The sequence below is a fragment of the Microvirgula aerodenitrificans DSM 15089 genome (genome assembly GCF_000620105.1).
Taxonomy (GTDB): domain Bacteria; phylum Pseudomonadota; class Gammaproteobacteria; order Burkholderiales; family Aquaspirillaceae; genus Microvirgula; species Microvirgula aerodenitrificans.
Genome location: NZ_JHVK01000028.1, coordinates 1 through 25,730, shown reverse-complemented (window position 1 = coordinate 25,730; position 25,730 = coordinate 1). Strand labels below are relative to the sequence as shown.

23 protein-coding genes, 1 tRNA gene and 2 pseudogenes are annotated in these 25,730 nt (G+C 63.1%); 15 read left to right on the top strand and 11 right to left on the bottom strand.

Going from position 1 to position 25,730, the window contains the following annotated elements; translation table 11 throughout:
* Positions 1-26 precede the first annotated feature (26 nt).
* The 7 genes from Q352_RS0116230 (at position 27) to Q352_RS0116205 (ending at position 6,516) form a co-directional block, all read left to right on the top strand.
* Positions 27-812: a glycosyltransferase family 2 protein gene (locus tag Q352_RS0116230; RefSeq protein WP_028500234.1), complete on the top strand. Its 786-nt coding sequence runs from the start codon at positions 27-29 to the stop codon at positions 810-812.
* Positions 787-1,845, top strand: a complete 1,059-nt coding sequence (locus Q352_RS0116225) for a glycosyltransferase (RefSeq protein ID WP_028500233.1) — start codon at positions 787-789, stop codon at positions 1,843-1,845. Before Q352_RS0116230 ends, Q352_RS0116225 begins: the two co-directional genes overlap by 26 nt.
* A complete protein-coding gene (locus Q352_RS21625) occupies positions 1,842-3,137 on the top strand; it encodes an O-antigen ligase family protein (RefSeq protein ID WP_051529031.1) in 1,296 nt (431 codons plus the stop codon). The genes Q352_RS0116225 and Q352_RS21625 overlap by 4 nt, the downstream gene beginning before the upstream one ends.
* Positions 3,130-3,972: a polysaccharide deacetylase family protein gene (locus tag Q352_RS0116215; protein WP_028500232.1), complete on the top strand. Its 843-nt coding sequence runs from the start codon at positions 3,130-3,132 to the stop codon at positions 3,970-3,972. Before Q352_RS21625 ends, Q352_RS0116215 begins: the two co-directional genes overlap by 8 nt.
* A gap of 4 nt (positions 3,973-3,976) precedes the next feature.
* Entirely contained in the window at positions 3,977-4,690 is a 714-nt protein-coding gene (locus tag Q352_RS22460) for a glycosyltransferase (protein ID WP_051529030.1), read from the top strand.
* Positions 4,656-5,099 (top strand): glycosyltransferase, encoded by a 444-nt coding sequence (locus Q352_RS22455; protein WP_169735661.1) that lies wholly within the window; start codon positions 4,656-4,658, stop codon positions 5,097-5,099. The genes Q352_RS22460 and Q352_RS22455 overlap by 35 nt, the downstream gene beginning before the upstream one ends.
* Positions 5,100-5,181: 82 nt before the next feature.
* Positions 5,182-6,516: a UDP-glucose dehydrogenase family protein gene (locus Q352_RS0116205; RefSeq protein ID WP_028500231.1), complete on the top strand. Its 1,335-nt coding sequence runs from the start codon at positions 5,182-5,184 to the stop codon at positions 6,514-6,516.
* 87 nt (positions 6,517-6,603) lie between these two features.
* Here the strand turns inward: Q352_RS0116205 and Q352_RS0116200 are convergent, their stop codons facing one another.
* The 3 genes from Q352_RS0116200 to Q352_RS0116190 form a co-directional block, all read right to left on the bottom strand.
* Positions 6,604-6,990 carry a type IV pilus assembly protein FimV gene (locus Q352_RS0116200; protein WP_051529028.1) on the bottom strand — a complete coding sequence of 129 codons (387 nt, stop codon included), beginning with the start codon at positions 6,988-6,990 and terminating at the stop codon, positions 6,604-6,606.
* 461 nt (positions 6,991-7,451) lie between these two features.
* On the bottom strand, positions 7,452-8,543 hold the full coding sequence (gene aroB, locus Q352_RS0116195) for a 3-dehydroquinate synthase (protein WP_028500229.1): 1,092 nt from the start codon (positions 8,541-8,543) through the stop codon (positions 7,452-7,454).
* Positions 8,540-9,064 (bottom strand): shikimate kinase, encoded by a 525-nt coding sequence (locus Q352_RS0116190; RefSeq protein WP_028500228.1) that lies wholly within the window; start codon positions 9,062-9,064, stop codon positions 8,540-8,542. The genes aroB and Q352_RS0116190 overlap by 4 nt, the downstream gene beginning before the upstream one ends.
* Before the next feature lie 136 nt (positions 9,065-9,200).
* On the opposite strand from Q352_RS0116190, the gene Q352_RS0116185 reads away from it, so the two are divergent.
* The 3 genes from Q352_RS0116185 to Q352_RS0116175 all read left to right on the top strand — a co-directional run bounded on the left by Q352_RS0116185 (position 9,201) and on the right by Q352_RS0116175 (position 14,025).
* Positions 9,201-11,576 carry a penicillin-binding protein 1A gene (locus Q352_RS0116185; protein ID WP_028500227.1) on the top strand — a complete coding sequence of 792 codons (2,376 nt, stop codon included), beginning with the start codon at positions 9,201-9,203 and terminating at the stop codon, positions 11,574-11,576.
* A gap of 72 nt (positions 11,577-11,648) precedes the next feature.
* Positions 11,649-12,665: a UDP-glucose 4-epimerase GalE gene (gene galE, locus Q352_RS0116180; RefSeq protein ID WP_028500226.1), complete on the top strand. Its 1,017-nt coding sequence runs from the start codon at positions 11,649-11,651 to the stop codon at positions 12,663-12,665.
* Positions 12,666-13,020: 355 nt separating this feature from the next.
* Complete coding sequence (locus Q352_RS0116175) at positions 13,021-14,025, top strand: MraY family glycosyltransferase (RefSeq protein WP_234413020.1); 1,005 nt, start codon at positions 13,021-13,023, stop codon at positions 14,023-14,025.
* Between the two features lie 36 nt (positions 14,026-14,061).
* On the opposite strand, the gene Q352_RS21615 is transcribed toward Q352_RS0116175, so the two are convergent.
* From Q352_RS21615 to rplU, 6 genes are all read right to left on the bottom strand, one after another.
* Complete coding sequence (locus Q352_RS21615) at positions 14,062-16,899, bottom strand: ATP-binding protein (protein WP_051529027.1); 2,838 nt, start codon at positions 16,897-16,899, stop codon at positions 14,062-14,064.
* 49 nt (positions 16,900-16,948) lie between these two features.
* Positions 16,949-17,593 (bottom strand): hypothetical protein, encoded by a 645-nt coding sequence (locus tag Q352_RS21610; protein ID WP_233495243.1) that lies wholly within the window; start codon positions 17,591-17,593, stop codon positions 16,949-16,951.
* A gap of 5 nt (positions 17,594-17,598) precedes the next feature.
* Entirely contained in the window at positions 17,599-18,864 is a 1,266-nt protein-coding gene (locus Q352_RS0116160) for a hypothetical protein (RefSeq protein ID WP_028500224.1), read from the bottom strand.
* Between the two features lie 8 nt (positions 18,865-18,872).
* Positions 18,873-19,985, bottom strand: coding sequence for a GTPase ObgE (obgE, locus tag Q352_RS0116155; protein WP_028500223.1), 1,113 nt, complete (start codon positions 19,983-19,985; stop codon positions 18,873-18,875).
* 194 nt (positions 19,986-20,179) lie between these two features.
* Entirely contained in the window at positions 20,180-20,464 is a 285-nt protein-coding gene (gene rpmA, locus Q352_RS0116150) for a 50S ribosomal protein L27 (RefSeq protein ID WP_028500222.1), read from the bottom strand.
* Positions 20,465-20,479: 15 nt separating this feature from the next.
* Positions 20,480-20,791, bottom strand: coding sequence for a 50S ribosomal protein L21 (rplU, locus tag Q352_RS0116145; protein WP_028500221.1), 312 nt, complete (start codon positions 20,789-20,791; stop codon positions 20,480-20,482).
* 202 nt (positions 20,792-20,993) lie between these two features.
* Here rplU and ispB point away from each other — a divergent pair, with 202 nt between their 5' ends.
* The 3 genes from ispB (at position 20,994) to Q352_RS0116130 (ending at position 23,427) form a co-directional block, all read left to right on the top strand.
* Positions 20,994-21,962 carry an octaprenyl diphosphate synthase gene (gene ispB, locus Q352_RS0116140; RefSeq protein WP_107889214.1) on the top strand — a complete coding sequence of 323 codons (969 nt, stop codon included), beginning with the start codon at positions 20,994-20,996 and terminating at the stop codon, positions 21,960-21,962.
* A 12-nt stretch (positions 21,963-21,974) separates the two neighbouring features.
* A tRNA-Arg gene (locus Q352_RS0116135) sits at positions 21,975-22,049 on the top strand.
* A gap of 175 nt (positions 22,050-22,224) precedes the next feature.
* A complete protein-coding gene (locus Q352_RS0116130) occupies positions 22,225-23,427 on the top strand; it encodes a tyrosine-type recombinase/integrase (RefSeq protein ID WP_028500219.1) in 1,203 nt (400 codons plus the stop codon).
* A 61-nt stretch (positions 23,428-23,488) separates the two neighbouring features.
* Here the strand turns inward: Q352_RS0116130 and Q352_RS23550 are convergent, their stop codons facing one another.
* Positions 23,489-24,301, bottom strand: coding sequence for a hypothetical protein (locus Q352_RS23550; protein ID WP_156952578.1), 813 nt, complete (start codon positions 24,299-24,301; stop codon positions 23,489-23,491).
* Positions 24,302-24,748: 447 nt separating this feature from the next.
* On the opposite strand from Q352_RS23550, the gene Q352_RS21600 reads away from it, so the two are divergent.
* On the top strand, positions 24,749-24,934 hold the full coding sequence (locus tag Q352_RS21600) for a helix-turn-helix transcriptional regulator (protein ID WP_036386740.1): 186 nt from the start codon (positions 24,749-24,751) through the stop codon (positions 24,932-24,934).
* A gap of 360 nt (positions 24,935-25,294) precedes the next feature.
* Positions 25,295-25,465: pseudogene (locus tag Q352_RS21595) on the top strand (transposase); the annotation flags it as partial.
* A 27-nt stretch (positions 25,466-25,492) separates the two neighbouring features.
* Here the strand turns inward: Q352_RS21595 and Q352_RS22945 are convergent.
* Positions 25,493-25,730 (bottom strand): annotated as a pseudogene (locus tag Q352_RS22945) (transposase domain-containing protein); the annotation flags it as partial.

The window sequence follows — 25,730 nt, the reverse complement described above, 5'->3', positions numbered from 1 at the left end:
CCGGACCGGCAAGGACCCCCGCTCCCATGACGCCCTTTCTTTCCGTCATCCTGATCACCAAAAACGAGGCTGCGCATATCGATGCCTGCCTTGACGCGGTGGCGTTCGCCGACGAAATCATCGTCGTCGATGCCGGCAGCAGCGACGATACCGTGGCCCGGGCCGAGGCTCACGGTGCCACGGTGACCGTGACCGGTGACTGGCCGGGCTTCGGCCCGCAGAAAAACCGTGCGCTCGACCTGGCCCGTGGTCAGTGGGTACTCAGCATCGATGCCGATGAGCGGGTCACCCCGGCACTGGCAGCGGAAATCCGTGCCCTCCTCGCCGCCCCGGCCCACGACGCCTACCGGATTCCGCGCCTGTCCAGCTATTGCGGCCGCTTTATCCGCCATTCCGGCTGGTGGCCGGACCCGGTGCTGCGCCTGTTCCGCAACGGCCGGGCCCGCTTCAGTGATGTGCCGCTCCATGAGAGTGTGCAGTTTGATGGCAGCCCCGGCATGCTGAGCCAGCCGTTGCTGCACTACACCTACCCGGATCTGGACAGCGCCATCACCAAGATGAACCGCTACTCGTCCGATGCCGCCGCCGCGATGTTCGCACGCGGCAAGCGCGCCAGCCTGCCCGGCGCCTTCGGTCACGGCCTGTGGACCTTTATCCGCATCTACCTGCTCCGGCGCGGCTTCCTCGACGGCCGCGAAGGACTGCTGCTGGCGGTCGGCGCCGGCATCGGCAGTTTCTACCGCTACGCCAAACTTTCCCTGCTCACCCGCCCGAGACAGCTTCCCGATGAAAATTCTCGAACTCGACTTTGAGCGCGGCTGGCGCGGTGGCGAACGGCAGACCCTGCTCAGCAGCCTGGCGTTCCGCGATGCCGGCCACGAGGTCGACCTGCTGTGCCGCGACGGCGAAACCCTTGCCACCCGCGCCGGCAGCGAAGGCCTGACCGTGCATGGCTGCCGGCGCCCGCTCGATATCGTGCGTTTCCTGATCCGGCATGGCCGCAACTACGACATCCTGCACGCGCAGACCGGCCACGCACTGACCTGGCTGGCCGCGACACGCTGGGCGCACCGCCGCCCGATCGTCATGTCACGCCGGGTCGCCTTTGCGCTGCATGGCACGTTCACCGCCTGGAAATACCGCCAGGCGGATGCCGTCGTCGCCATCAGCCAGGCCTGCGCCGACAGCGTGCGCCGTCTTGGCATTGACGATGTCCACATCATTCCGTCGGCCGTGCTGCCGATCGTGCCGGACCCGGAACGGGTGCGCGACTGCGCGGCAGCCTGGCGGCTCGATGGCCGGAAAGTGGTGGCGACCACCGCCGCCCTGGCCGAGGACAAGGATCCGTTCACCCTGATCGACGCCGCCGCCGAACTGCTGGGCCGGCGCGACGATGTCGTGTTCCTGCATCTCGGTCACGGTGCGCTGCTGGACGCGGCGCGGGCACGCGTTGCCGGGCTCGGGTTGCAGGATCGCTATCTGCTGCCCGGCCACCAGCCGCAAGTTGAAGCGCTGTTCCCGCTGTTCGACGTCTTTGTCATGAGCTCGCGTGAAGAAGGCCTTGGCAGCAGCGTGCTCGACGCCTTCCAGGCACGGGTGCCGGTCGCTTCGACCGACGCCGGCGGCCTGAAAGAACTGCTCGCCGAAGGCCGGGGACTGCTGAGTCCGGTTGGCGACAGCCATGCACTGGCGACCCATATCGACACGCTGCTAGCCGCCGGTCCGGCCACGGCAGCCATGGTCGATGCCGCCTGCCGTTATGTACGCGCCAACCATGAGGTCGGCATCATGGCCGGGCGCTATCTCACCCTCTTCCAGACACTGGCCACTTCCCTGCATTCATGAAACGCCCTGTCAACCTGAGCCTGCCGGTACTTGTCCCACTCCTGGCCTTGCCGGCACTGTCGCTGGCATTCAAGCCAGTCAGCCAGATCTGCTTCTACCTGCTGGTTCTGCTTGCGCTGGCCGCCCTGGCCTGCCACAGGCGTCTGGGCCTGTCGTCGCCTGCCGCCTTTGCGCGGGAATACTGGCCCCTGTGCGTCGCCCTGTTGCTGCCCGTGGCGTCATTGGCAGCAACCTTTACCTATCACGGCATTTTCGATGGCCGGGAACTGGAAAAGAAGCTCGGCCTTGCCCTGGCACTGCCCATATTCTGGCTGCTGCTGCAACTGGTGCCGGAGCGGTTGCGTCACCTGCAATGGGGTTATCTGGCTGGCGCCGGCATTGGTGCAGGGATGGCCATCACTCTGGTGCCCATTCTCGGCCTCGGCCGCAACGTCTTCAGTCACACCGGCATCCAGGTCAATGCTGTCAGCTATGCAAACCTGCTGATGCTGCTGGGCCTCGCGTCGCTGGTTTCACTGGGCTGGACGCTGAGCCGCCATGAAAAGCTGGAAATGGCAGCCAAGCTCGCCGTCGGTACGCTGGCACTGTATGCCACCCTGGTCACCGAGACCCGCAGCAGCTGGCTGGCGGTTCCGGCCTTTGCCATCCTGCTGCCCGTCAGCATGGGCAAGCGCCTGCTCCTGCGCTGGCTGGTGCCCGGCCTGCTGCTGGCTACTCTGCTGCTAGGACTGTTTGTCTGGACTGAACCCACACTGAACGCTCGCCTTATGGAAGGCGTGCACGACCTGGCCACGTTCAAGCAACAGCCTGACACATCCCTCGGCATCCGTCTGCAGTTATGGAATGCCGCCTGGCACATGTTCCTGCAGGAGCCATGGCTCGGCATCGGCAATCCGGTTGCCTTCCACCGTTTCCTGGATGCCTATGCGCTCAGCGGGCAGGTGACCCCCTTCGTCGCCGACAACTTTGGCGAACCGCACAATGACTACCTGGCCGCACTGTCGATGTACGGTCTGCCCGGCCTGCTGGCACTACTGCTGGCCTATACCGTACCGGCGGCCTACTTTATCCGGCGCCTGCGCCAGCATCCACCGGCGGCCATCCGGGTACCTGCCTGTCTGGGCCTGCTGTGGTGCCTGAGCTACATGGTATTCAGCCTGCCGGAGCACATGTTCCGCGATACGCGTATCTTTCCGCTATACAGCGTCATGGTCGTCGCCTTCCTCGCCCTGTCGAAGCCGGCGCCTGCCACCGCTGCCACCGAAACGGTAAAGCCCTCTGCCCATGCCTGATTCGTCCCTTGCCAGCAACGGCACGCTCCCGGTGCTGATGTACCACCACGTAAACCCGGTGCCGGGTGCCCTGACCATCACCCCGGCGCACTTCGCGGCGCAGATGCACTGGCTGGCCGAACACGGCTACAGCACACTCGGCAGTGCCGGTGTCGAGGCTTTTCTGGCCGGCAAACCGGTACCGAAGAAGTCGGTGGTGCTGACTTTCGACGATGGCCTGCTGGACAACTATGTCCATGCCCATCCGGTCCTGCAGCGCTACGGCCTGCATGCCGTCATGTTCCTGGTTACCGGCTGGAATCACGATGGCCCGGCACGGCTGCATGCAGGGGAGCCCAGCCCGGCCGTCGTCCCCAGCCGCGAGGACAGCAAGGCACTGATCGAGGCCGGCAATACCGACGATATCGCCGTACGCTGGAGCGAGATCGAACGCATGCGTGCCGCCGGCACGTTCGAGTTCCACAGCCATACTCACTCCCACACCCGCTGGGACCGCGTCTGCGCCAGCAGGGAAGAGAAAACCGCGCGGTTGCAAGAGGATCTGGCCCTGTCACAGGCCACACTGCATGCACGACTTGGCGAAGCGTCCCGGCATCTGTGCTGGCCGCAGGGTTATTTCGATGACGACTACCTGCAGGTGGCCCGCCAGGCCGGCTTCCGCTACCTGTACACCACCCGGGATACCGACCGGAACCGCCCGGGATCGGACCCGGGCCATCTGTACCGCATCGGCGACAAGGGCAAGGCCGCAAACTGGATCGCAAGAAAGCTGTGGCTGGTGCGCCATCCGCTTTTCGGCGCCGCCCATTACTGGCTCAAACAGCGCAAGCACTGACCTGATGAAAATCCTCTATACCAATTTCCACCACGGTTCCGGCGGCGGCCATTTCACCTATATCAACGGGCTGGCCAAAGCCATGGCAGCCCGGCACGAGGTCAGCATCGCCTCGCCGGCAGGCAGCCAGCTTCATGCCATGGCCGAGGCCGATCCGGCGCTGCACGCCTTCGCCATCGACTTCAGCAACAATTTCAAACGGCTGTGGCCGGCACGCCGTGCGCTGGCAAAGATCCTGCGTGACGAGCGGTTCGATATCGTCCATGTCAACGGCTCGCCCGACCACCGGCTGGTGATGCTGGCCATGGCCGGCATGGGCCGCCAGCGGCCGCGCGTTGTCTATACCAAGCACAACAATCTGCCGATTTCCGGTCTCGGCGCATCGATCCGCGCACACTTTGCCACGGACCGGACCATTTGCACCTGCCTGGAAGCACGGCGCATTCTGGAAGCATCACCCTATGCCAGGACCGGGCTGGTTGACGTGCTGCTTGGTGTCGATACCGGCTTTTTTACACCGGCGGATGCCCGCCAGGCGGCGGAGGCACGTACCGCACTGCTGCCCGGGCTGGCACCGGACACGCTGGTGCTCGGCAGCAATGCCGGTACCTCGGAATACAAGGGCTGGCTGGACCTGCTGCAGGCGATATCGCTGTTGCCGTTCGAACAGCGCAACCGCCTGCATGTGGTCCTTGCCGGCCGCCCGCCCGCCGCGTGATGATCTGCTGCAACGCGTCGATGCGCTCGGACTGCGCCCACAGCTGACGCTGACCGGCCTGCTGGCCGATGTCCGGCCGGTGCTGCGCGCCATGGATGTCGGTTTTGTGCTGTCGCACAAGGAAATGGCCTCGTACGCCGGCCGTGAAATGATGGCCATGGGCAAACCGGTCATCGTGTCCGACGTCGGCGGCCTGCCCGAGTTGCTCGAACCGGGTGTGCAGGGCTGGCGGGTGCCGGCGCATGCACCTGAGCGGATTGCTGCCGTGCTGAAGGAGATCCTGGCCGATCCGGCATCGATCGCCGTGCGCGGGGCGGCAGCACGTGAACGCTGCGTCACGAACTATTCGATGGAGACCGTGGTGGCCCGCATGGAAAGCGTCTATGCGGCGCTGCTTGAAGAACGCTAATTCGCGCAGTGATAAACTGCCGGTTTTGCCATTCCCCACCGCAAAAACTGCGGATGAATCATCACGTCGGAGCAAACGAATCGTGAAAGTGACTGTTGTAGGCACCGGCTATGTCGGTCTGGTTTCCGGCACCTGCCTGGCGGAAGTGGGCAACGACGTACTGTGCCTGGATGTGGATGCGGCCAAGATCCGCACGCTGGAACAGGGCGGCGTCCCGATCTTCGAACCCGGTCTGGAAGAGATGATCCGCCGCAACGTGGCGGCCGGCCGGCTGCGCTTCACCACCGATGTCGAGCAGGCTGTCCGTTTCGGCACGGTGCAGTTCCTCGCCGTCGGCACGCCGCCGGATGAAGACGGTTCCGCCGACCTCCAGTATGTCGTCGCCGCCGCGCGCGCCATCGGCCGCCATATGGACGACTACAAGGTCGTGATCGACAAGTCCACGGTGCCGGTCGGCACCGCAGACAAGGTCCGCGCCGCCATTTGCGAAGAGCTGGCCACGCGCGGTGTCGACCTGCCGTTCGGCATGGTATCCAACCCCGAATTCCTGAAGGAAGGCGCCGCCATCGACGACTTCATGCGGCCGGACCGCATCGTCATCGGCGTCGAGGACGAACGCGCGCTGGCGCTGATGCGCACGCTGTATGCACCGTTCCAGCGCAACCATGACCGCCTGCAGGTCATGGACATCAAGAGCGCCGAGCTGACCAAGTACGCGGCCAATGCCATGCTGGCCACCCGCATTTCGTTCATGAATGAGCTGGCCAACCTGGCCGAAGTGCTCGGGGCGGATATCGAGATGGTGCGCAAGGGCATTGGCGCGGACCCGCGCATCGGCTACCACTTCCTGTACCCGGGCTGCGGCTATGGCGGCTCGTGCTTCCCGAAGGACGTGCAGGCATTGCTGAAGACAGCCAAGGATGCCGCCGGCATCGACCTGCGCGTGCTGAGCGCCGTCGAGGAAGCCAACGAGAACCAGAAGTCGGTACTGCCGCGCAAGATCAAGGCCCGTTTCGGCGACGACCTGTCCGGCCGCACCTTCGCGCTGTGGGGGCTGGCATTCAAGCCGGATACCGACGACATGCGCGAAGCGCCGTCGCGGACCCTGATCGCCGCGCTGCTGGATGCCGGTGCCCGCATCGTGGCCCACGACCCGGTGGCCATCGACGAGGCCCGCCGGCTGTATGGCGACGAGCCGCGCCTGCGCTTTACCGATACGCCGATGACGGCGCTGGAACAGGCCGACGCACTGGTCATCGTGACCGAATGGAAGGCCTACCGCAGCCCGGACTTCGCCGCGATTCGCAACAGCCTGCGCACACCGGTCATTTTCGACGGCCGCAACCTGTTCTCGCCTGAAGCGGTCAGGGAAGCCGGCATCGACTACTACCCGATCGGCCGCCCGCAGGCCGCCTGAGCCCTGCCCAGCCACGCCCGCCGTCACGGCGGGCTTGAAAAAAACCCGCCATGCTGTGTGGCGGGTTTTTGCTTGTACGACTGGCTATCAGCAGTGATAGAGCGGATTGTCCGGTTCCATTTCCCGCCCGGTGCGCTGGATCTGCTGCCAGATCGGTTCACCCTGCAGCGGTTCGGACACTTCGCGTGCGAGTTCGCTGTACTCGCGGATGTAGTTGCCATCGGCGAACGCCCGCAGCAGCACGACCTTGACCGACATATTGCCCGGTTCGTCGTCCAGTGCAGCCTTCAGTACGCGGATGGCATGACGAACCTTGCCCTGGAACAGGAAAACCTCTGCCTCCCCGACCGGATCGATGCCTCGTGCGCTGGCTTTGACGAAGCGGTTCTGTCGCCACCATTGCCCCAGCAGATAACTGACGCTGACCAGCAGCATGGCGTTAATCAGGGTTTGCAGTTCAATCTCGTAGTCCATGGCAAGCGCTCTCCTCACATGCATGCAGGCAGATCATCGTCGACCGTGCACTGTTAGACAATTAGTGAAAATACGGATTTCCAATGTCATTACGGGCTTGCCTTCGACATGGCAGCCCGGGGTGAGGGTCGTCTTGCGGCACGGAAGGGAAAACAGGAGAGGGTGCAGGGAAAACCCGGCAGGATGGAAGGTTGCGACGGGCGCGCGGCAAGCGCAGACGTGGCTCGGGTGTCCATGCAGAGTCCCCCTGAAATCGGGTGCGGGCGAACGGCCGGTCGTCAGCCGGCAACACGCGGGCAATGGTGATCATCGCCGCTTTTCCACCCACCCCTGAGTAAGTGTTATGCGGAGATTATTACCAAAACCGGCTACGCCGTGAGGGTATTTGCCCCTCGCTCCGCCATGCCGATCGCCCCGCTGATACAGCAGCCATGAGCATGGTGCAGCAGGGAAAATACCGTTCAGCGCGCGATAAAGCGACCGCCCAGCACCCGGGCCAGCGCATCGGCATCGACGTCCGATTCCACGCTCGCCCGGCCGATGCCGTCCGGCACGACAAAGCGCAGGTGCCCGCCATCGACTTTCTTGTCGTGCCCCATCAGCGACAGCCACGCGTCGAGTCCAAGGTCCGGCGCGCGTACCGGCAGTTGCACCGCGGCCAGCAGGGCCTCGATCCGGTCCAGTTCGCCCGCGGACTGGCGGCCGAGCTGCGCGGCCAGGTCGGCCGCCAGCAGCATGCCAGCAGCCACGGCTTCGCCATGCAGCCAGACACCGAAGCCGAGCCCGGCTTCGATCGCGTGGCCAAAGGTATGACCGAGATTCAGCAGTGCGCGCACGCCTTGCTCCTTCTCGTCCTGCCCGACAATGTCGGCCTTCATCTCGCAACTGCGGCGCACGGCATGGATCAGCGCATCGGCATCGCGCGCCATCAGCGCTGCCGCCTGCGCCTCGCACCAGTCGAAGAAACCGGCATCGCCGATCAGGCCATACTTGAACACTTCGGCCAGCCCGGCCGACAGCTCCCGCGGCGGCAGGCTGTCGAGCAGCGCGATATCGGCCAGCACCAGCCGCGGCTGCCAGAACGCACCGATCATGTTCTTGCCGGCCGGGTGGTTGATTGCCGTCTTGCCGCCGACCGACGAATCGACCTGGGCCAGCAGCGTGGTCGGCACCTGGACGAACGGCGCGCCGCGCTGCCAGCAGGCGGCGGCAAAACCGGTCATGTCGCCCACCACGCCGCCGCCCAGCGCGACCAGCGTGGTCTTGCGCTCGGCGCGCATGTCGATCAGCGCATCAAAAATCAGGTTCAGCGTCTGCCAGTCCTTGTGCGACTCGCCATCCGGCAGCACCACGGCCCGGGTCTGGATGCCGGCGGCCGCCAGCGAAGCCTCAAGCCGCGCCAGATACAGCGGTGCCACCACGTCATTGGTGACGATCAGCGCGCGCGGCTGCGGCAGGACCGGTGCCATCAGTTCGCCGGCCCGGTCCAGCAGGCCCCGGCCGATATGGATCGGGTAGCGACAGTCGGGCAGCGTCAGGTCAAGCGTGATCATGACTCGGGAGTTTCCTTGAGTTTGGCCAGCAGCCGCTGCACCAGCACGCCGACGTTCTGCCGGCTGGTGTCGACAACCACGTCGGCAATTTCGCGATAAAGCGGGTCGCGCACGGCGAACAGCGCTTCGAGCTTGGCGCGCGGGTCACCGGTCTGCAGCAGCGGCCGGCTCTTGTCGTGCGCCGTGCGGATCAGCAGGTCGTCGATGGTCGCGCGCAGATAGATGACCGTGCCGCCGGCCTTCAGCGCCGCACGGTTGTCCGGGTCGAGCACCGCACCGCCACCGGTTGCCAGCACGATGCCGTCACGCTGCATCAGCTCGGCGATCACCGCCTTTTCGCGCTCGCGAAAGCGGTTCTCGCCCTCGATCTCGAAGATGGTGGTCACGCGCACGCCCGTACGCGATTCGACCTCGTGGTCGGAATCGTGAAAGGTTCGGCCGGTCAGACGGGCAAGGTGACGACCCACAGTCGTCTTGCCCGCACCCATCAGGCCAATAAGTATGTAGTTGCCTGCCGTCATGGGGCCGCATTGTAACCAAGGCCCACGCAGCCGTCATGGCCGAGCGGGCCTCAATCGTATCTGTTCGCAACGAAAATGGCAGGCGGACCATCTGGCGCTATACTGCGCTGTTTTCCCATCGGAAGTTTCACCGCACATGTTTTCCCGACTGCTCGGAGGCATCGCCCTGATTGTCGCGGTGCTGATCGTCATCGGCGCAGGTCTGGCTGGTGTCGGCATTGCCGTCACCTATCCCCGCCTGCCCAGCCTTGATGTCCTGACCGCCTATCGCCCGAAAATCCCGCTGCGCGTCTATACCGCAGACGGCGCCCTGATCGGCGAATTCGGTGAGGAACGTCGCTCGTTCACCCCGATCGGCGAAGTCCCGCCGCTGATGAAGAAGGCCATTCTCGCTGCCGAGGACGAGCGCTTCTACGAACACGGCGGCATCGACTACCTCGGCATCGCCCGCGCGGCGGTGGCCAACGTGACCACCGGTCATATCCGCTCCGGCGCCTCGACCATCACCATGCAGGTCGCGAAGAATTTCTTCCTGTCGAGCGAACGGACCTTCACCCGCAAGTTCAACGAGGCCTTGCTGGCATTCAAGATCGAACACAACCTGTCCAAGGACCAGATTCTGGAGCTGTACTACAACCAGATCTATCTCGGCCAGCGCGCGTACGGTTTCACCTCGGCCGCACAGATCTACTTCGGCAAGACACTGGACCAGCTGACCCCGGCGGAAATGGCCATGCTGGCCGGCCTGCCGAAGGCACCGTCCTCGTACAACCCGGTAGTGAATCCGGAACGCGCGCACCTGCGCCAACTGTACGTGCTGCGCCGCATGCGCGAGCTGAACTTCATCGACAACGACCAGTACGAGGCCGCCAAGCAGGAGAAGCTGAAGCTGGCCAGCCGCAACGAGGACTTCTCGGTGCCGGCCCAGTACGTGGCGGAAATGGTGCGCCAGTCGATGTATACCCGTTACAAGGAAGCCGCCTACACCGAGGGCTTCCGCGTGTACACCACGCTGAAATCGGACCCGCAGCGCTGGGCATTCGACGCCGTGCGCGAGGGGCTGATGAGCTATGACCGCCGCCATGGCTATCGCGGACCGGAATCGTTCATCGATCTGGCCGCGCTGCCGGAAGGCGCCGACCGTGACGAAGCGCTGGATGATGCGCTCGCCGCCATTCGCGACTCGGGCTCGCTGCAGCCGGCCGTGGTACTCGAAGCCTCGCCAACGCTGGTCAGCGTCTATCTGCGCGGCGGCGACAAGGTGGACCTGAGGGGGCGGGCACTGAGCTTTGCCCAGCGTTTCCTGTCGCCGAAACTGACGCCGGCGCAACGCATCCGCCCCGGTTCCATCATCCGCATTACCAAGGATGAGGACGGTGGCTGGTCGATCACCCAGATGCCGAAGGTCGAAGGGGCATTCGTCGCCGTCGACCCGAAGACCGGTGCGATCCAGTCGCTGGTCGGCGGCTTCGACTTCAACCGCAACCACTTCAACCGCGTGACCATGGCCTGGCGCCAGCCGGGGTCGAGCTTCAAGCCGTTCATCTATTCGGCCGGCCTCGAACGCGGCTTCACCCCGAGCACGCTGGTCAATGATGCTCCGCTGGTCATCGACCCGCAGACCATCGGCGGCCAGCGCTGGGAACCGAAGAACTATGACGGCCGCTACGCCGGCATGATGACGCTGCGCCGTGGTCTGACCCTGTCGAAGAACCTGGTGTCGATCCGGGTGCTGATGGCCACCGGCACCGACTACACCCAGCAGTATCTGCAGCGTTTCGACTTCGGCCCCAAGCAGCATCCGGCCTACCTGACCATGGCGCTCGGCGCCGGCATGGTGACGCCGCTCGGCATGGCCGAGGGCTACAGCGTGTTCGCCAACGGCGGCTGGCAGGTCAAGCCGTACTTTATCGACCGCATCGAGGACAGTCTGGGCCATGTGCTGGCCAAGACCGCCCCGATCGTGGCCGGCCAGAACGCCAGGCAGGTCATCGACCCGCGCAACGCGTTCATCATGACCAACCTGATGCAGGACGTGGTCAAGTTCGGCACCGGTCGCAGCGCGCTGTCGCTCGGCCGCAGCGACCTGGCCGGCAAGACCGGCACCACCAACGATTCGCGGGATGCCTGGTTCGCCGGCTTCGCCCCCGGCGAGCTGGTCGGCATCGCCTGGGTCGGCTTCGACAACAACAAATCGCTGGGCGGCGGGGAAACCGGGGGCGGCGCCGCGCTGCCGATCTGGATCTCGTACATGCGCCACGCGCTGAAGAGCGTACCGGAAGTCGAGCTGCCGGTGCCCAGCGGCATCGTGGTCAAGCCGGGTGCCGGCCTGCACGGACAGCCCGAGTATTACTATCAGGAATTCCTGCAGACCAGTCCGGAGCTCGGCCTCAACAACCAGGCCAGCCGTTCGGTGGAAAGCAATGAAGCCGACCCGGCAGCCAGCCCGAGCACGCCGCCGCCTGACTCGGCGCGCGATGCGGTCGAGAACGTGAAGGAACAGCTGTTCTGATGCTGTGCCTGGCGGAAGGGGCCTGCCGGCTCCTTCCGCCATCCAACCATTCTAAAATGCCGTCACACCGCCATGACCACCCTTCTTGTTACCGGTGGCGCCGGTTATGTAGGCAGCCACACCTGTGTCGAACTGCTTGAGGCTGGCTACGAGCTGGTCGTGCTGGACAATCTGTGCAACAGCAGCCGGGAAGCCTTGCACCGGGTGGAACGAATCACTGGCAAGCCGCTGATCTTCGTGGAGGGTGATATCCGTCACGCCGGCACGCTGGAGCAGCTGTTTACCCGGTACACCATTGACACCGTCGTCCATTTTGCCGGGCTGAAAGTTCTGGGCGAGTCAGTGTCAGCGCCACTGAGCTATTACGACAACAATATCGGCGGCACACTCACCCTGCTGACAGCCATGCGCAGCCATGGCGTGAAATCCCTGTTGTTCAGCTCTTCCGCCGCGGTATACGGCAACCCGCACCAGGTACCGATCACCGAAGACTTTCCGCTGTCCGCGACCAACCCCTACGGCCGCAGCAAGCTGATCGTCGAAGACATGCTGCGCGACCTGCACCGCGCAGAGCCGGACTGGTCGATCATGATCCTGCGCTATTTCAATCCGGTAGGGGCGCACGAGAGCGGGCTGATCGGGGAAGACCCGCAGGGTATTCCCAATAATCTGATGCCGTTTATTGCACAGGTCGCCGTCGGAAAGCGGGAATTCTTGTCGGTATACGGCAATGACTACCCGACAGCGGATGGGACCGGCGTGCGTGACTATCTGCATGTGGTCGATCTGGCGGTTGGCCACGCCAGGGCCATTGAGGCACTGGGCAACACCCCCGCCGGACAGCTGCACACCTGCAACCTGGGCACCGGGCGCGGGTATTCAGTACTGGATGTCGTACATGCTTTCGAGCGAGTCAGCGGTCGCAAGGTCCCGCATGTCCTTGCTGCCCGTCGTCCAGGCGACGTGGCTACCTGCTATGCCGATCCCGCTCGGGCAGAAAGGGAACTGGGCTGGAAAGCGACACGCGGACTGGATGCCATGTGTGCGGATACATGGCGATGGCAATGCGACAATCCTCACGGTTATTGAGCGAAATGGGTAACTATCCGGAGTGAATATCCATACTGCTGCTTGCCAGATATTTACCATGCTCGCTGAGCTGGAAAATTCCAGATTGCGCCAAGCCCGCCCAACTTCGGCCGAGAGTGTCAGTCAGTAATAATGCACATGGTGGAAACAGCTCCTTTTATCAGAACAGATCCACCCCACTGTTTTTTCGCGGATTTTCATCTACAGCTTTCCGCGTCAGGAGAGCCCAATCCGTTAGAATATCGGTATGGTTCTCTTCGTATCCACTCTACTGACCAGCTTTATGCTTACCTTGTGGCTGGTACGCAGTAGTCACTTTCATGCCCGGCTCAGTGCGGACTCCGACCTGTCAGGCGTGCAAAAATTCCATGTTGCCCCGGTGCCCCGCATCGGCGGTGTCGCGCTGCTCATCGCACTGGGCACTGGCTGGCTGGTACTGTGGTTGCGGCACTCGCCACTTCACACCGCCTACCTGGGGCTGCTGGCAGTCACGCTGCCGGCCTTCCTCAGCGGGCTGTATGAAGACATGTCCAAACAGGGCGGGCTGGGCCTGCGCATGGCGGGGATCCTGCTGTCAGCGGGACTGGGATGGTGGCTGCTCGGCGTCCAGATTACGCGGCTGGACATCCCTGTCCTGGAGGCAGCATTGCGCTACCCGGCCGTCTCCCTGTCGCTGACACTGATCGCCATCTGCGGCGTCACAAATGCGATGAATTTCATCGACGGCTACAACGGGCTGGCGACAGCCGTCGCGGCCATCATGCTGGGTGGCATTGCCTATGTCGCCTTCCTGCTCGGCGACCACCTGATCTGGTCATGCGCAATAGCCGGCATCGGAGCCTGCCTGGGCTTCCTGCTCTGGAACTGGCCGCGCGGGCTGATCTTTCTCGGTGATGGCGGTGCCTATCTGCTCGGTTTCCTGATCGCCGCACTCGATATCCTGCTGGTCGCACGCAACCCTCAGGTATCACCCTGGTTTGCGCTGCTGCTGGTCAGCTACCCGGTCGTCGAAATGACATTCACCGTGCTGCGCCGGACGTCACGGCGCTCGAACCCGGGCATGCCGGATGCCGCCCACCTGCACCAGCTGATCTACAAGCGGCTGATGAAATGGACGGTTGGCAGTTCGCGCCCGGCCGACAAGCTGTTCCGCAACTCGATGACCTCGCCGTACCTGTGGCTGCTGTCATCGCTGGGCGTAATACCGGCAGTACTGTTCTGGAACAACACCCGGCTGTTGCAGTTGTCCACACTGCTGTTCATTGCCGCCTACATCTGGCTGTACCGCCGCATTGTCAAATTCCGGACACCGCGCTGGCTGGTCGTCCGCGACCGGCAGTCCCACAAGGATCGGCAATAACCGGGGCCGCGCTTTTCACCCGGAGGTTCCCGGCGCTCAACGATCCGCGCGCTCGTCAACCGGCAGCGTATCCGGTGCGCTGCCCTTCCGCCGCACCTGCAGCAACGGTGGCGCCCACGCTTCACCCGCCCGCTTCTTGCGCGTGGCCAGCGTCAGCTCGCTCGGCGCAAAGATATTGATGTTGTGCGTATTCGGGGTGGTGATCAGGTACTGGGCTTCGGTCGCGCGCAGGAAGCTCGACACCCGGTCAATATTGAAGATGTCCAGGTGGGCAAACGGTTCGTCGATAAACACGAAGCCGGATGGCTGGGACTCGTCCATCATCAGTCCGACCAGCAGGATCAGTGATTTCATCACCTGCTGCCCGCCGGACGCCTCGCCGTCATTCAGCCCCATCATGCCCTTGTGGTCGAAGTTGAAGCGCACGGTCAGCCCGGCCTGCAGCAGGCGGCTGTCGTCGTCGCCGAACTCGGGCAAGTCGGCCTCGACCGCAATGCCGGACAGCTCGCCCAGCCGTTTCAGGTTGCGGCCATAGGCGCGTACCGTGGCGCGCAGCTTGCCGACATAGGCGCTGCGCGCCTCGTCGGTCAGCGCACTGGCGCGCTCCACTTCCGCGCCGCGTTTCTGCATGTCGAGGTCAAGCGTGACCAGTTCGTCGCGCAGCAGGTCACGGCTGGTCAGCACGGTTTCTTCCCGCTCCCACTCGCCCAGTTCCAGCCGCTGACGCGCATAACGCAGTGCGTGCTCGGCATCCCCGGCATCACCGAATTCACCGGACAGCGCTTCCAGATACCCGGCATCCAGCCAGCGCGGGTCGAGCCGTCGGGCCAGATCGCGCAGACTGGCCAGATCACGGCGCACCATGCGGCGCGCCTCGACCGCGGCCAGTTGCAGGGCTGACAGTCGCTGCGACTGCTGTTGCAGGTTCAGCGCCCGTCGTTCGTGCGTGCGGCGGGCCTGGTCGTGTTCGTCACGCGCCTGACGCTCGGCCTCCTGCGCCGCCGCCACGGCGGCGCCGATATCGGCGGCGCGCGCGGCGAGATCGCGGCGGCTGGCTTCCAGTGCGGCATATTCGTCGGCACGCGCTTCCAGCAGGCGGATGGCATCGACCCCGCCCAGGTATTCGGCCAGTTCGCGCGCTTCGCGATTCAGTGCCAGTTGCCGCTCTTCCTCGGCCAGGATGTCACGGTTGACCCGCTCCAGCCGGGCCTCGACCTGGGCCAGCCGGGCCTGGCGCGCTGCCTCGCCAAAAGCGAGGTCATGCGCGGCCACGCCGATATGCCGGCCGCCGCGCCGTTCGCGCAGATAACCGTCCGGCGTGATCCACTCGCCGCCCAGCGCCTCGCCTTCGCGCTCGTCGGCGACCCGCCGGGTGTCATTCAGAATGCGCGCCAGCCAGCCCGGCACGGCCGAGGCAAAGCGCACCACTTCCAGCACACTGCCCGGTTTGGCACGCGGTGCCGGCTCGGCATCCGGCACGATAAAGTGCCGGTAGCGCAGCCGGCGTCCGAGTGCGAACGCGGTTTCGCGGTCAGACGGATTGCCGAGCAGCACCAGATGGCGATACGGTTTCAGCAGCGACTCGACGGCGATCTGCCAGTCCGGATCGGTGACTTCGACCCGCTCGGCCAGCAGCCCATGGTCGACGCCCTGCTCTTCCAGCGCGATGCGGAACGCCCGCACCTCGTCCGGTGCGCGCCGGCCACCCGAGGACAGCGCCGCACGTTCGACCCCGAGCTGTTCGCGCTCGTCACGCCGGGCCTTCAGACTGGCGCCGAGCGCGGCGGCTTCCTGGCGCAGCATTTCATGCCGGGCGGCCAGTCGGGCCTGGTCATCGCCCCAGTCCTTGCCGGACAGCGCCTGCAGCCGGTCACGCTCTTTCAGTTGCGCGTCCAGCCCGGCGCATGCCTCGCGCACCGACTGGAACTCGGCCAGCACCTGCCGGTAGTGATCGCTGGCCGCGACACGACGGGCATCAGCCTGCGCCTCGGCCCGTGCCAGCCCGGCCAGATCGGCCTGATCCAGCGTCTGCGCCTCGCACTCGCGGCGCCAGGCCGCGCGCGCCGCGCGTTCGTCACGCCAGTGCTGGCGCAGCTTGCCCCGGCCCTCGATATAGCCGAGTGTCGGCAGCACTTCGCTTTCCAGCCGGGCGATCTCGTCCTGCAGCGCACGCCACTCGACATAGCGATTGGCGCGGCCGACGGCGTTTTCCACCCGTGCAGCCAGCACATCGCGGCGTTTGGCCAGTTCGGCCAGTTCGATCTCGGTCTGCACCTGTTCATCGCGGGCGGCGGCATAGTGATCGAGCACCGCCTTGTCGCCGAACACCTGGAACACCAGGTCCAGCAGCGCACGCGGCGAGTATTCACACAGCTTGTCGGTATCGCCCTGCTCCAGCGCCAGCACCTCGGCAATTGCCGGCGTCAGGCCGGCTGCCTCCAGCCGCTGGCGGTATTCATGCACGCCCAGCCAGGTGACGCCGGCTTCCATCTCGTCGCCAAGCGGGACATCGCCTTCCAGAATTGCGTAATGGCGTACCCAGTCGCCGCCCTGTTTCCTGACCCGGCACAGCAGGGTCACGCGTTCGCTCATCAGCGGGAAGAACGGCGTCGGGTACAGGCCCGATTCGAGCCGGCGCGGGTTGTCGACCACACCGCGCAGCCAGGCGAATGGCGAACGATTGTTGCGCACATAGCGCTTGTAGTCGCGCTTGCCGGAACAACGCAGCGCCAGCAGGGTCCGCAGCGCATCGAGCAGCGTGGTCTTGCCGGAGCCGTTCGGGCCGGTGATGGTGACGATCTGGGCGTCCAGCGGCACGGTCAGGCGCTGCCAGTAATCCCAATGAACCATTTCGAGGGCGCGGAGTTGAAACATGCGTTGGACCGGATTCCAGTAAGGACAGGGAGCGGGGCAAGCCCCGGGTTCAGAGGCCGGCGTCCTGCCGGCGCTTGAGCAGCACTTCGGACAGCGCGCCTTCGAGGATGCGCGGTGCGAGCTGGCCGTAGTCGATCAGCGTATCCAGCAGCGGCCCCTCGGTCAGCAGCTTCTGCCGGCGAACGATAAAGCCAAGGTTCACCAGCCGGCCAAGGTTGGCACTGAACTTGGTGCGACCGCCAAGCAGATTGCCGAAGTCGGCGTAGATCGCCTCCTCGTTGACGCCGACCGACACGTCGTCGCCAGTGGCGATCGGCTTGCCTTCGCCGAACATGTCATGCTGCGACTCGCGGCCGGCTTCGACCCGCGCATGCTGGCGCTCGCGCTTCGGCAGCACGATCAGCGCCCACAGCACCACCAGCAGCGCCACTGCGTCGCGCGGCAGCTCCAGCGTATTGTTCTGCCAGGTTTCGCCCTGACCGAACACCGCCTCATGCTGCGCCGGCTGCAGGCAGACCGCCACTTCAGCCGCGTACGGGTTGTCGGCCAGGGACAGCCCGACCTGGGCCAGCCGTTCGTCCAGCGCCTGGCGGAACACCTCGTCCATCAGCGCGCGGCGAACCAGCTTGTCGCTGCGGGGAAGCGTGCGGTGCGCGATCAGTCGCGCGGAAAGCGTTGCAAGGTCAGCGTCCATGCGGCTCAGCGATCAGTAAAAGGAATCAGTTGCGCGTCGGACAGCGACGCGATTTCGGGGTGATCGGGATGGGTCAGGCCCTCGCCACCGGCCAGTGCCCACGGCGCGGTCGCCAGCCGCGACAGCGCGCCGGCATCATCGCCCGGCTCGGGGTCACCCAGCAGCGCCAGCAGCGACATGCGATAGGCAGTCTCGGCATAGCTGTCGGCCAGCACGATCCCGGCGATCGGCGCCATCCGGCCCGGCGGCAGCGCGTCAAGCGCTTCGAGAAAGGCGTCGGCCTCCTGTTGCCGCTCGGCCGCCTGCGGCTCGGCATCGTCGGTCGCGCGCGACGGCGGCAGTCCGGTGGTCGCCGCCACTACCCGCTCGCGGGCAATCAGTTCGTATTCGGCCACATCGGCCAGTTCCGGCGTGGACAGGAAAGCCGCCAGCGGCGGCGGGGACAGCACGCCATCCAGCAGGCCGGCCAGTGCCGGCGCACTCTGCGTGCGCAGCCAGCCGGCAATATCGGTCGAGGTCAGGCCGCTCTGGCCAAGATGGACCCGCTGCACCGCCAGTTGCGCCAGCCGGCGCTGGAAAGTGCCGGCCAGATGCAGCATGCGTGCCTGGGCATAGGCCACCTGCTGCGCGGCGGCCAGTGTGCTCAGGTCCTGGGTATCGTCACGGATGATGGCTCGCACGACTTCCGTCCCGCGCGCCACCCAGCGCCATACCGCTTCCAGCCGGCCCTGGGCCGCACGGATACGGAATTCGGATTGCGATTCAAGGGCTTCCTCGAACTCGGCATGCAGTTCGTTCAGCCGGGCCAGCAGATGGGTCAGCGCTTCGCCGCTGACTTCGCCCATCGCCTGACCGGCAGCCACCTGTCCGGCCAGATAGCCGAGTTCGGCATCGTCGCCGTCCAGCTGCACCAGCGTGGCCAGCGCCGCCAGTACCCGGCGCGCATGTTCGGCCAGTTGGTAGTCGCCGCTGTCGGCGTGCCACAGCAGCAGGCCGTTCTCGCGCAGCCGCTTGAGCACGGTGTCGAGCTTGGTCGGGTTCAGATAGGCAAAGCGCTGCTGCAGATCCTGCGGCGTCCAGCGCGGTGCGCCGGCGCGGGCGCCGATTTCGCGCAGCACCAGCAGCCGGACCAGCACTTCGTCCTCCCCGCCACGAAACAGCGTGATCAGGGCATCGATCACCTGCCGGGCGCCGAGCAGATCGCTCAGCGCCGGCAGGTCGGCCGGAAACAGTCCCGGCGCCAGAAAATCGGCGAGCGTATCGTCGCGCATGCGCGGAATCAGGCGGCCGGGTTGTACGGCTGCTCGGCGGCGGCGAGTTCTTCCTCGCTGCGTTCGGCGGCGCGCACGTGTTCCAGATGGGTCATGATCGCGTAGCACAGTTCGCGCGTCCCCTCGCCGGTCAGTGCCGACATGGTGAACAGGCGCGGCTGCATCGGATCGTAGTCAGCCAGCTTGTCGACGGTGAAGTCGACCCCATAGGCGTCGAGGAAGGCCCGGGTCTTTTCGATGCGGTCGGCTTCGTCGAGCATGTCGAGCTTGTTCAGCACCAGCCAGCGCGGCTTGTTGTACAGATGCTCGTCGTACTTGCGCAGCTCCTCGACAATGGCGCGCGCTTCGGCCACCGGGTCCACTTCCGGGTCGAACGGCGACAGGTCGACGATATGCAGCAGCAGACCGGTACGCTGCAGGTGCTTGAGAAAGCGGTGACCAAGGCCTGCGCCTTCGGCTGCACCCTCGATCAGGCCCGGGATGTCGGCGATGACGAAGCTGCGGTTCTCGTCGATGCGGACCACGCCCAGGTTCGGGTGCAGGGTGGTGAACGGGTAATCGGCGACCTTGGGTCGCGCAGCCGACACGGCAGTGATGAAGGTCGACTTGCCGGCGTTCGGCATGCCGAGCAGGCCGACGTCGGCCAGCACCTTCAGTTCCAGCTTCAGCGCGCGCTCCTCGCCCTCTTCACCCTTGGTGGTCTGACGCGGTGCGCGGTTGGTGGAACTCTTGAAATGGATATTGCCCAGCCCGCCCTTGCCACCCTTGGCCAGCACGGCCTGCTGGCCGTCGTGGGTCAGGTCGGCGACCAGTTCGCCGGTCACCTGGTCGACAATGACCGTGCCGACCGGCATGCGCAGGATGATGTCGTCCGCGCCCTTGCCGTAGCAATCGGCGCCACGGCCACCTTCGCCATGCCGGGCGATGTACTTCTTGACGAAGCGGTAGTCGACCAGCGTGTTGATATCCTTGTCGGCAACAGCGATCACGCTGCCGCCACGACCGCCGTCGCCACCGTCCGGGCCCCCCTTGGGCACGAACTTTTCGCGCCGCATGCTGGCGGAGCCGTTGCCGCCCCTGCCGCCGACTACTTCGATTTTCGCTTCGTCAATAAACTTCATGGTGTCTCCGGTACGCGGTGGGGATGCGCCGCGCGCGCAGGCGGGGCAGCCGGACGGCGCCAGTGCGCCGTCTCCTGAAAAACGAAAGCCCTATCACAAGGATAGGGCCACTGCTGACAAATCCTGCCACGGGGGGCGCTGGGCGCCCGGTGCGACCCGACCTTGTCAGCAGTCAGGCATGCGCTGCCTGTGGCTCAGGCTGCTACCGCTTCTTCCACGCCGGTATACGGCAGGACGACGACGGTCTTGCGCTTGAGCGCGCCCTTGGTCACGAACTTCACATAGCCGTCGACTTTGGCGAACAGGGTGTGATCCTTGCCGCAACCGACGTTTTCGCCAGCGTGGAAACGGGTGCCACGTTGACGGATGATGATCGAACCAGCCGGAATCAGCTCGCCGCCGAACACCTTGGTGCCGAGGCGTTTTGCCTGTGAGTCGCGGCCGTTACGTGAACTACCGCCAGCTTTTTTGTGTGCCATGATTCTGCTCCTGGATTACTTCGAAATTTCGTCGATGCGAATTTCGGTATAGTTCTGGCGGTGGCCTTGATGCTTTTGGTAGTGTTTCCGACGACGCATCTTGAAGATGCGGATCTTGTCGCCACGACCATGGGAAATCACAGTGGCCTTGACAGTGGCACCAGCCACCAGCGGGACACCGACTTCAACCTGCTCACCATCAGCAACCATCAGTACCTGGTCCAGTACAATCTGGCTGTCGATGTCTGCCGGTATCTGTTCTACTTTGAGTTTTTCGCCAATGGCAACTTTGTATTGCTTGCCACCGGTTTTTACGACCGCGAACATAGACATTGAACTCCAATAAACTTCCACGAACCATTCGCGGAAGAGGCAAGAGGATACGCAAGTCGCTGATTGGCGTCAACTTTCCCGACCCGTTCTGCCCCCTTCGCCGCGCCAGCCAGCCCGTTACGCAGACAGCATCACGCGTCCCGCGCTTTTTGTTACAATCCGAACGTTCTCCGCGCGTTTCCGAGTCGAGTCTGCCGTGCCTAACCCGTTGTATCGAAAACTGATTGCCGACGACATGCAAGCCGTCGACCAGGTCATCCGTCGTCGCCTGCATTCTGATGTAGTGCTTATCCGGCAGGTTGCCGACTACATCATCAACGCCGGCGGCAAGCGCATGCGCCCCGCCGTCGTGCTGCTGGCCGCGCGTGCGCTCGGTCTGTCCGGCGACAGTGTGCACGAGCAGGCGGCGATGATCGAATTCATCCACACCGCCACGCTGCTGCACGATGATGTCGTCGACGAATCGAGCCTGCGCCGTGGCCGCGAAACCGCCAACGCAATGTTCGGCAACGCCGCCAGCGTGCTGGTCGGCGACTTCATCTACACCCGCGCGTTCCAGATGATGGTCGCCACCGACAGCATGCGCGTGCTCGAAGTCATGGCCGGCGCCACCAACGTCCTCGCCGAGGGCGAAGTGCTGCAGCTGCTGAACATCGGCAACACCAGTATCGACGAAGCCGGCTACCTGCGCGTGATCCAGTACAAGACCGCCAAGCTGTTCGAGGCCGCCGGCCGGCTGGGCGCCATCCTCGCCCGTGGCACGCCGGAGCAGGAAGAAGCCCTGGCCCGCTACGGCATCGAGCTCGGCACCGCGTTCCAGATCATCGACGACGTGCTCGACTACTCGGGCGACGCCGACACCATCGGCAAGAGCCTCGGCGACGACCTGGCCGAGGGCAAGCCGACGCTGCCGCTGATCTACGTCATGCGCCAGGGCACGCCGGAACAGGCTGCCGTCGTGCGCCAGGCACTGGAGCAGGCGAACCGCGACCATTTCGATGCGGTGCTGGCTGCGGTACAATCCAGCGGCGCGCTCGACTATGCCCGCGAACAGGCCTGGGCCGCCGTGCACCGCGCGCAGGATGCCATTTCGATCCTGCCCGACACCGACGCCCGTCAGGCACTGTGCGATCTGGTGCATCAGGCCGTCGACCGCACCAGCTGAGTTTTCCCGTGAGTCTCCGTAGTTAAATGGATATAACGGCCCCCTCCTAAGGGGCAGTTACAGGTTCGATTCCTGTCGGGGGCGCCACACTGAAGTCCACAGCAGTCCGGCAACATCCACCAAACCCGCATGGCGCAAGGCTTTGCGGGTTTTTTGTTGTCCTGAGCAGTCCCACAACATCCCGTAGCAGCCGGGTCGGATTGCTGTTATTTCCGCTGTTATCTGGTAAAACACCAAAAATCGATAACAGCAGACCGCAACCATGCCCCTGACCGATGTAGGCGTGAAGAACGCAAAGCCGCGCGACGACGGCAAAGTCATCACCTTCCCGGACGGGAACAGCTTGTACCTGTGGGTGATGGGGAACGGCGCGAAGTACTGGCGCATGACCTACCGTTTTGGCGGCAAACAGAAGACCCTCGCACTGGGGGTCTACCCAGATACCTCACTCCGCCAGGCCAGGGAAAAGCGGGATGAGGCCAGGAAGGCGCTCTCGGAAGGCATCGACCCCAGCATCGTGCGACGAGCTGACAAGCTGGCAGCAAAGATTGCTGCCTCCAATACGTTCGAAGCCCTTGCCCGTGAGTGGCACGCCAAAGAAAGCCATGAGTGGAGCACCGTGCATGCACAGAGGGTGATAAGCGCAATGGAGCATCACATCTTCCCCTTCATTGGCCATCTCCCCATTGCAGACATCAAGCCGCTAGAACTGCTGGATGTCCTGCGCAAGGTGGAACAGGCAGACAAGATAGATACCGCCAAACGTCTGAGGCAACGCTGCTCAGCAGTGTTCCGCCTGGCCATCCTGACCGGTCGCTGCACCAGCGATCCCGCCGCCCCGCTGTCCGATGCACTCAAAAGCCAGCAGGCCACACCGCGCAAGGCACTGATGCGGGATGAGATCCCGACCTTCCTGAATGCGCTCAGTCAGTACGACGGTACCCTGCAGACAAAGCTGATGATGGAGTTGATGCTGCTCACCTTCACCCGGGTAGGTGAAATGGCTGCGGCATGCTGGGAAGAAATCGATTTTGAGGCCGCCATGTGGACGATCCCCCCGGAGCATCGCAAGCTGCCGGAGAAGTCCAAAAAAACAGCTCCTCCGCACCTGGTTCCCCTGTCTCCCCGAGCGATGGAGGTTCTGCGCGAGCTGCATGCCATCAGCAGTGGTCGTCGCCACATTTTTCCAAACCGCAATGATCCAATGCGCCCCATGTCTCCAGAAACGCTGCGCCGCGCACTGCACCGTATGGGATTCAAGGGCAAGGCAGATGTCCACGGCTTTCGTTCAACGGCATCCACCATCCTGAATGAAACTGGGTTCAACCCGGACGCGATTGAGCGTCAGTTGTCGCATGCCGAGGGCAACAAGGTCCGCGCGGCCTACAACCGCGCCGAGTATATGGATGAGCGGCGGCGGATGATGGACTGGTGGGGCGATTTTCTGGCAGGGCAGCACTGTTAGCGTATCAGCCGCGGGCAGCGAGAGACGGGGTATCTTGCCACGTCCATAAAGTCAGTTAGGCTCACTCGAATCGCTTTTCCCAGCCTGCCAGATACGCACCGTTTTCAAATTCTTTCTTGATCAGAAGTTCAAGAACCTGAGCACGCCTCAAGGCATGGTCCTCCGCTAACTTATCGAGGCACTCGACGACCTTGTTGGAAAGGACAAAATTGTATTGTTTTTTCCCAACTTGCCGCTCTCTGCTACTTTGCCGGTTCCAGCTTCTACGGATATTCATAAGCAGCAATTTCAATTCCGCCGAATTCAAATTTTTCTTATCAAAACATATGAGCAACTCAGCGTAATTTTCAAACACCCCCATTGACCTAGCAAGATACCGATCATTTTTTTGCAACCAATCCGATGCAAAGCGACAACGCCTTTCACCCTCGCTTGCATCGGCAAACCACTTAAACTTAATGTCACCATTTTTATGGTAAATCCAATGCTCTTTAATTCCTTTAATATCAACGATCTTTTCTTTTAGCGGAGAATCCCAAATATCAAGCATTGCAATCAATAAATTCCGCCCCTGCAGGTTCGGGAAATTTGGTGCCAAATTCTCACCAGTCATTCTTTGCAATCGCTCAAAAAGCCATTCATATTGTCTTTTTTCATCAGTTATCCACGCAAGCTCACCTTCTGGCACCATAAACCAATCTCTTCTCGCCAGAATATCTTTTTTATGACCAGGGTTTTCTTGCAGATGCCTTGCAACCATCTGCCTCATTGAAATCCCGCCACACCCAACGCAGTGAAATTTCGCATCCCTATATTCGTTTAAAAAAAGCCACATCCAAATATCACGTCTGTAATTGGAAGTGGTGTCGCTCATCACTTCACTCAATAAATCATTACACCGAGCAGTCATAGTTAAATGCTATCACTTATGGAAAATTAATTAATATCGAAAATCAATTAGCGATGAGCCTATGACTTTCATAACAGGAAACTATAGTAGCTCTCCTGCAAACCTAGTCTCAACAAATGAATTATCTATGTGCTCCCTAGGGGCTATCTATGTGCAGAAAAACTGCTAGCCGGCAGGAAATTCAGCAGTTTTTGCATATATAACCTTCGCCAGCGCCATGCACTCTGCTCACAAGTGCAATGCGACGCCACCAAGGGCAGGGCCAAGACAAGAGAAGATGCCCGGCCCCTCTCCTACAACTCATGACAGCAGGCTCTTAGGCGACCTCCTTTCCTCACCAATTTGGAGCAGGGGGCAAAGGGAAAAATATGTTGCTGGCCAATCCTCTGTGCAAACATGAGGTACTCCACAATGAGAATCATCCGTCTAAAAGAAGTCATCGACTCAACGGGGCTGGCCCGCTCGACCATCTACAAGAACATTTCCGAAGGAAACTTCCCAAAACCTGTCCCCTTGGGCAATCGCTGTGTCGGTTGGGTGGAAAGCGAGGTCCATGACTGGATCCTAGAGAAAATCAGGGAACGTGATCTGAGCTAACGCATCAAAGCTGTCGCAGGCACCAGGAACTGAATCACATATAAAAGCCATGGCCAGGTTCTTCCTTGGTCATGGCTTTTATGCTGTACTGCACCAGCTCAGACAGAAATCCTGACTAATATTTTTGCGGAGTGGCTCTCAGAAAAAATCCCCATGGGTAGCGGCTACTTTCAGAAAAAATCTACGCCACAAATGGGAATGCAACTTTCTGTTTAGTAATATGAACTACAGCTATCCATCGAGGTGAATTACGGACTCACTTCAAGGTAGACCAGAGCTGTGCCTGGATGAGCCCCTCGAACGGCAGAGCATCGTATCCCGCCGAAACTAAGCGGTAGTCTTGAAACCATGTTCAAACCCATGTCCAAAATCAAGCGGGTCGATGTGCTGACCCATCCAGAGCAACGACGCCGGTTCAGCGTCGAGCAGAAGCTGGCCATCGTGCGGGAAACCTTCGAGCCCGGTCGTTCCGTTTCCACCGTGGCGCGACAGCATGATGTGCACGCCAATCAGGTGTTCAAGTGTAAGCGCCCGGTGAACCCCTGTTGACGCGCGCCATCATTCCTCGGCCGACCACCGATGCGGCAGCAGTTCCGCTATCCGACTCTGCTTCCAGCTCGGCAGGCGCGTGAGCACATCCCGCAAATACGCATACGGGTCATGCCCGTTCAGCCGGGCCGACTGGATCAGGCCGCATGATTGCGGCCGCTCGTTGGCCGCCGCGCAGCGAGCCTGCGAACAGCCAGTTCGACCGCCCGACCGCCCACGGCCGGATCTGGTTCTCGACCCAGTTGTT